Origin of the sequence: Sphingorhabdus sp. (genome assembly GCF_029865925.1) — a bacterium.
Classification (GTDB): Bacteria; Pseudomonadota; Alphaproteobacteria; order Sphingomonadales; family Sphingomonadaceae; genus Sphingorhabdus_B.
In genome coordinates this window covers 1-5,729 of record NZ_JARXAI010000080.1, presented here as the reverse complement: position 1 = coordinate 5,729, position 5,729 = coordinate 1, and the positions used below count along the sequence as shown (strand labels likewise).

Annotated in this window: 9 protein-coding genes; 6 read left to right on the top strand and 3 right to left on the bottom strand. The window is 57.4% G+C overall.

Annotated elements, in window-relative coordinates; all coding sequences use genetic code 11:
- Both QE270_RS08130 and QE270_RS08125 read left to right on the top strand, forming a co-directional pair.
- The coding region (locus tag QE270_RS08130) for a M48 family metallopeptidase (protein ID WP_300037828.1) at positions 1-237 on the top strand (237 nt) is incomplete at its 5' end.
- Positions 192-380: a DUF1272 domain-containing protein gene (locus tag QE270_RS08125; protein WP_366142257.1), complete on the top strand. Its 189-nt coding sequence runs from the start codon at positions 192-194 to the stop codon at positions 378-380. The genes QE270_RS08130 and QE270_RS08125, both read left to right, overlap by 46 nt.
- A gap of 57 nt (positions 381-437) precedes the next feature.
- On the opposite strand, the gene QE270_RS08120 is transcribed toward QE270_RS08125, so the two are convergent.
- The gene (locus tag QE270_RS08120) at positions 438-1,136 is read right to left on the bottom strand and encodes a hypothetical protein (protein ID WP_300037825.1); all 699 of its coding nucleotides are present in this window, start codon (positions 1,134-1,136) and stop codon (positions 438-440) included.
- Between the two features lie 95 nt (positions 1,137-1,231).
- Entirely contained in the window at positions 1,232-2,512 is a 1,281-nt protein-coding gene (gene purD / locus QE270_RS08115) for a phosphoribosylamine--glycine ligase (protein WP_300037822.1), read from the bottom strand.
- On the opposite strand from purD, the gene xseA reads away from it, so the two are divergent.
- Genes xseA through QE270_RS08100 form a run of 3 tightly spaced genes read left to right on the top strand, consistent with a single transcriptional unit; the run spans position 2,511 to position 5,022 of the window.
- Positions 2,511-3,920 (top strand): exodeoxyribonuclease VII large subunit, encoded by a 1,410-nt coding sequence (xseA, locus tag QE270_RS08110; protein ID WP_300037819.1) that lies wholly within the window; start codon positions 2,511-2,513, stop codon positions 3,918-3,920. The two genes, purD and xseA, sit on opposite strands and share 2 nt — an antisense overlap.
- A 44-nt stretch (positions 3,921-3,964) precedes the next feature.
- Entirely contained in the window at positions 3,965-4,168 is a 204-nt protein-coding gene (locus QE270_RS08105; protein ID WP_300037816.1) for a DUF2093 domain-containing protein, read from the top strand.
- A gap of 2 nt (positions 4,169-4,170) precedes the next feature.
- On the top strand, positions 4,171-5,022 hold the full coding sequence (locus tag QE270_RS08100) for a M23 family metallopeptidase (protein WP_300037813.1): 852 nt from the start codon (positions 4,171-4,173) through the stop codon (positions 5,020-5,022).
- 6 nt (positions 5,023-5,028) lie between these two features.
- Here QE270_RS08100 and QE270_RS08095 read toward each other — a convergent pair whose 3' ends face one another.
- A complete protein-coding gene (locus QE270_RS08095; RefSeq protein ID WP_300037811.1) occupies positions 5,029-5,253 on the bottom strand; it encodes a hypothetical protein in 225 nt (74 codons plus the stop codon).
- A gap of 173 nt (positions 5,254-5,426) precedes the next feature.
- Between QE270_RS08095 and QE270_RS08090 the strand changes: the two genes are divergently transcribed.
- Positions 5,427-5,729 (top strand): bacteriorhodopsin (locus QE270_RS08090; protein ID WP_300036562.1); only part of this gene is annotated, 303 nt, incomplete at its 3' end.

The window sequence follows — 5,729 nt, the reverse complement described above, 5'->3', positions numbered from 1 at the left end:
CGCAGCCGCTGGGGCAGTTGTTCGAGTCGAGGCACAATTTCCCTAAGTTGGCGCTTAATCATGGCACCTGTTTCTGTGCGTCGTTCGGTCATTGCGCATGAGGTCGCGCATATTCGCCATATGAACCACAGTGCCCAATTCTACGCGTGGCTTGATACCCTGTATGACGGGAACCGGAAGGCTGCCGATCAATGGCTCAAAATGCACGGCACGGGCTTGCAGCGGGTCGGCAGATAGGGGGAAAGCCAATGCTAGAAATGCGTACCTCGTGCGAACGATGCAAAACACCGCTGCCGATGGACATTATCGACGCCATGATCTGCAGCTATGAACGCACCTTTTGCGAACCTTGCGTGTCTGGTCCGCTGAATAGTCATTGACCCAATTGCGGTGGCAATCTCCAGCCAAGGCAGTGACGCATCAAGAAATAGGAAGCGTCAGCCCTTGGTAACACCGCCCAGCGCGCCATATTTCTTTTCAAAACCCGCGATGTCCCCTGCCGCAAGTAATTGGGCTTGGTCGATCCAATTGTCCCGTGTGATCCGGCCAGCAAAAGCGCCCAGCTTGGCATCGATTTCAGACACGTCGGCGGCGGTCCAGCTGGCAACCTGCGCAAAGCTGGTTACGCCAAGACCCTTGAGCAGAGTATTGACCTTGGGGCCCAAGCCCTTGATCAGCTCAAGATTTTCAGGGATCGATGATACTGGAGCAGGCTTGGCCGCCTTTGCCTTGGGCGCGGCTTGCGCTTTTGCCTTTTCTGCTTTGGCCTTGGGTGCTTTCTCCGCCTTGGCTTTTTTTACCTTCTCGGCCTTTGCTTTGGGTACTTTTTCGGCTTTTGCTTTTTCTACCTTAACCTTTGGCGCTTTTTCGGCTTTTGCCTTTTCAGCAACAGGCTTGGCCGCAGCTTTTGGCGCAGCGGCTTTGGGCGCGGATGCTTTTTTCGTGGCGGCGGTCTTCACCGGAGTCTTGGCCGTCTTCGACACTGGCACGTCGGCCTTAACAACAGCCGCAGGGGGCGGCGCAATGTCTTTAGGCGCGCTGTCCGTTGTCTTCTTCGCGCCGCCCAGCGGCAGCAGCCACCATAACAATATAGCAACGATCAGAACCGCACCGATGATGATTAAATTGTTGGACAATGTATTTCTCCCCGAAGGCTCCCAAAAATAAGGGGTTCAACTACGCGAAAACATGGCTGCGTGAAACTGTTAATCCGCAATATGAAAGTTGCAGGTTAATCCGTGCCCGACGCCGCCTCACGCGCGACCTCTCGCCAGCCAATATCTTTGCGGCAAAAGCCACCTGGGAAATCGATACAGTCCACCGCGGCATAAGCCGCTGCTTGCGCTTCGGTTACGTTGGCGCCTGTCGCGGTAACGTTAAGCACGCGGCCTCCTGTAGCCACCAACTGACCATTGATTTCGGCGGTGCCCGCATGAAAGACCGTGGCGCCTGAAACCGCCGCCAGCTCGACGGCGCCGCCTTTTTCTGGTGCCGCGGGATATCCGTTGGCCGCCATAACAATCGTTAACGCGGCTTGGTGCGAAAACAGCGGGCGTTTAGCATGCGCCAGCGTCCCTGTGGCAACAGCGAGCATCAATGCGGCAAGATCGCCCTCTAAGCGCGTCATCAAAACCTGGCATTCGGGGTCGCCAAAGCGGGCATTATATTCAATGAGCTTAGGGCCTTCGTCGGTCAGCATGAGGCCCGCAAACAGCACGCCGGAATAGGGCATATCGTTGGCCGCCATATAGGCGACGGTCGGCTTGATGATGCGCTCCATCACCTGCGCCTGCAATGCGTCGGTAAGAACAACAGCGGGCGAATATGCCCCCATGCCACCCGTATTGGGCCCAGTGTCACCATCGCCCACGCGCTTGTGATCCTGCGCTGAACCAAAGGCAACAACATCGCGGCCGTCGGTCAGAGCAAAGAAACTTGCTTCTTCACCCGTCATAAATTCTTCAAGCACGACCGACGCGCCAGCATCCCCGAAACCGCCGCCGAACATATCATCAATGGCGACCTCGGCTTCGGCACGCGTTTCGGCGATGATGACGCCTTTGCCCGCTGCTAAGCCGTCTGCCTTAATCACATAGGGCGCGTCAAATGCGTCCAGCCCAGTCAGCGCAGATGCCTTGCTGTCATGGCGGGCGTAGCCAGCGGTCGGGATGCCGGCCGCCGCGCACATATCCTTGGTGAAGCCTTTCGACCCCTCCAATTGCGCTGCTTTCTGGTTGGGGCCAAAGACAGGGATGCCGGCGTCACGCAAGCCGTCGCCCAGACCGCTGACCAAAGGTGCCTCAGGCCCGACTACGACCAAACCAATAGCGTGCCCAGCGCAGAACGCGATGACAGCCGCGTGATCGGCGATGTTGAGATCTACCAGTTCAGCTTCTTGCGCGATCCCGGGATTGCCCGGCGCCGCAAAGAGTGTATCGCAATTTGGCGATTGCGCGAGCTTCCACGCCAGCGCATGTTCGCGACCGCCCGAACCAATGAGCAAGATATTCATGTCCACAAATGACCCTTTTGAAACTGGCGACCCGCAAGTCGCTCGCCTGTTAGCCGAGGAACGCCCCGGCGACAATGCCCAGGCGATGAGCGTGTCCGAACTATCGCTTGCACTCAAGCGCACCGTTGAGGATAGGTTCGGCCATGTCCGTGTGCGCGGTGAAGTTTCGGGGTTCAAGCGCGCGGCGTCTGGCCATATCTATTTTTGCCTGAAAGATGATAGTGCTCGGCTCGACGCGGTGATGTGGAAAGGCGGCGCGGCCCGCCTGCCCTTCGCGCCGGAGGACGGGCTTGAGGTTGTCGCCACCGGTAAGCTCACCACTTATGCAGGGCGTTCCAATTATCAAATCGTCGTCGACAGCCTAGAGGTGGCCGGCGAAGGCGCGATGATGCTATTGTTTGAAAAGCTGAAAGCGCGTCTCGCGGCAGAAGGGCTATTTGCGCCGGAACGTAAGAAGAAGCTGCCGTCCTTGCCACGCACCATCGGCGTCGTCACATCGCCCACTGGCGCAGTCATCCGAGACATTTTGCACAGGTTGGCGGATCGTTTCCCCACGCATGTTATTGTCTGGCCCGTATTGGTGCAGGGCGAAGGATCGGCCGCCCAAATTGCGCGCGCCGTGAACGGGTTTTCCGCAATGCCACAAGATGGCCCGGCGACCCGTCCAGATCTGGTGATCGTCGCGCGTGGTGGTGGCTCGATAGAGGATCTTTGGGCCTTTAACGACGAAGCGGTGGTGCGCGCGGTCGCCGATTGCACGATACCGATTATCTCGGCAGTCGGGCATGAAACCGATACAACCCTGTGCGACTTTGCAGCGGATTTGCGCGCGCCGACGCCAACGGCTGCCGCAGAAGTCGCGGTTCCTGTCCGCAGCGATCTGCTACAGAGGGTCGGGCAGTTCGGGCTGCGCATGTCGAATACCGTCCGCAAGCGTGTGGACTTGGCCGCAGAACGGCTTGAGGCACAACGCCGGCTCATGCCCAAGCTGTCAGACCTTGCAGCTCCGCATCAACAACGTACCGACGATCTTGCCGAACGCTTGCGTCAATCGCTCCGCACCCGTGTTGGCAAGGCCGAGATTGCCTATTCAGCGCCAGCCATGATGCTGCACCCGCGCTTATTGAGCCGCCGAGTGGAGCAAGGGCAGCAAAGGCTTGATGCACTTGCGCGGCTTGCGGGCAGTTTACATCCCGAAGCGCCGCTAAAGCGCGGGTTCGCGCGGGTGACCGATGCAGACGGCAAAACCATCATGACGCGTGACGCCGCGGTGAAGGCAGGCGAAGTGACATTGCGTTTCGTCGATGGTGAAGTTGGCGGACTGGTCCATGGCGCCTCTGCCTCCCGCCCAGCGCCGCCGAAACCCGTTAAGCCGGCAATTAATCAGGGCAATCTGTTCGACGGTTGAAGGCGCGCATTGCCCATTGCGAATCGATACGCCATAATGGGACTATGTTGTTGTCACCTACAAACAAAGTCGCGCGCCTGCATTATATGGCTAATAGTTTTCGTATGCTCACTGCGGGGGACCATGTCGTGTGCGCTGTTACTGGCCAAGCCATTCCATTGGAGGAATTGCGCTATTGGAGCGTAGTCAAGCAGGAGCCTTATGTGAGCGCAGAGGCATCTGCCCGCGCCGCTTTGGCCAAGGGCTAAGCTTGGGACGCAAGCGCTACGCCTTGCTGGCATTGCTTGCAGCGGTCGGGTTTCTGACCACTGCGGCTGGCTTAAGAGCCACACCACAATCACCCACCGCCGATTTCTGGATGTCCGGCCCGCCGGTCCAAGGCGGTCTAGTCACTGCCCGCGCACCCAAAAACGCACGCAATGTGTTTTTAAATGACGAAGCGCTCCAGCTCAGTTTGGATGGCGTCTTCCTCATGGGGTTCGACCGCGATGCCCCGGTGCAGGCAAATGTCGTTTTCATACTCGCCGACGGCAGCCAGACGGCACGCAATATATCCGTTGCTGCCGGCGACTGGCGCATTGAAAATGTTGCTGCGAATATGACGGGCGGTGCAAAAAGTTCAGCGGAATTTGAGGCAAGACGCGGCGCAGAGCTTGCGCGGATCAATGCGGCGCGCGCGCTCAGCCGTGAAAGCATAGGCTGGCGGCAAAAATTCATCCGCCCTGTTGCAGGCCGCGTATCCGGGCTATTTGGTGCCCAGCGGGTCTACAACGGTATTTCCGGCAGCTATCATACCGGCATGGATATCGCCGCAGCAAGTGGGACCGCATTCGTTGCGCCCGCGGACGGCGTTGTCATTCTTGCCGCGGCAGACGCATTTACCCTTGAGGGCCATTTGCTGATGATTGACCATGGCATGGGACTAAACAGCGCCTTCCTGCATGCGTCCGAACTTCTTGTGAAAGAGGGCGACATCGTGAAGCAAGGCCAAATCATCGGACGGGTAGGTGCCACTGGTCGGGCAAGCGGGCCGCATCTGCATTGGGGAATGAAATGGAACAGCGCGCGGATCGACCCAAAATTACTGCTGCCCGCATTTTGAATTCGTTCAGACCACTTTCAAGTTACCCATCGCACTAAAAGCAGGTATTCCTGCGGGCTGCTTGTCGCTGTCGACAACAGAATAAGAGCCCTGCGCCGAAGACGCGGCAGTTAGACCAACGGCCGCAATCATATAAGGCGACGCAAGACTGTCGGTACACAAGCCGTGATCACCGTCGCTCACGAGCCGCTCCTCAAGCATCACGCCTTTTTGGCCGGCAGCCGACCGCAATAGCAGCCGACGATTTGTTTACTGGCCATTAGATCGGATAGATCCAACAAATTCGGGTTTAAACCAAGGACAGGGGAAACGCCTGCAGTCCAATACCGCATAACAAAATTGATTGACGCTGGGTTCGTACTGTGAAAAAACCAACGTTCCAGTATTATCTGAGGGAGAGAAACATGGAAAATTTAACATTTGGCCAATATTCATTGGTCTATAACGCGTTTTCATTCACATTTGCCACCATGGCAGCGGCTACGCTGTTTTTGTGGCTTGGCCGGTCGCAAGTGGGTCCAGCCTACAAGACCGCGCTTACCATTTCCGGCTTGGTTACAGCCATCGCCGCATATCACTATTTCCGCATTTTCGAAAGCTGGGAAGGTGCATATTCCGTTGAAGGCGGCATCGTGACCGCAAGCGGCTATGCATTTAACGACGCCTATCGTTATGTCGATTGGTTGCTGACCGTGCCATTGCTTCTC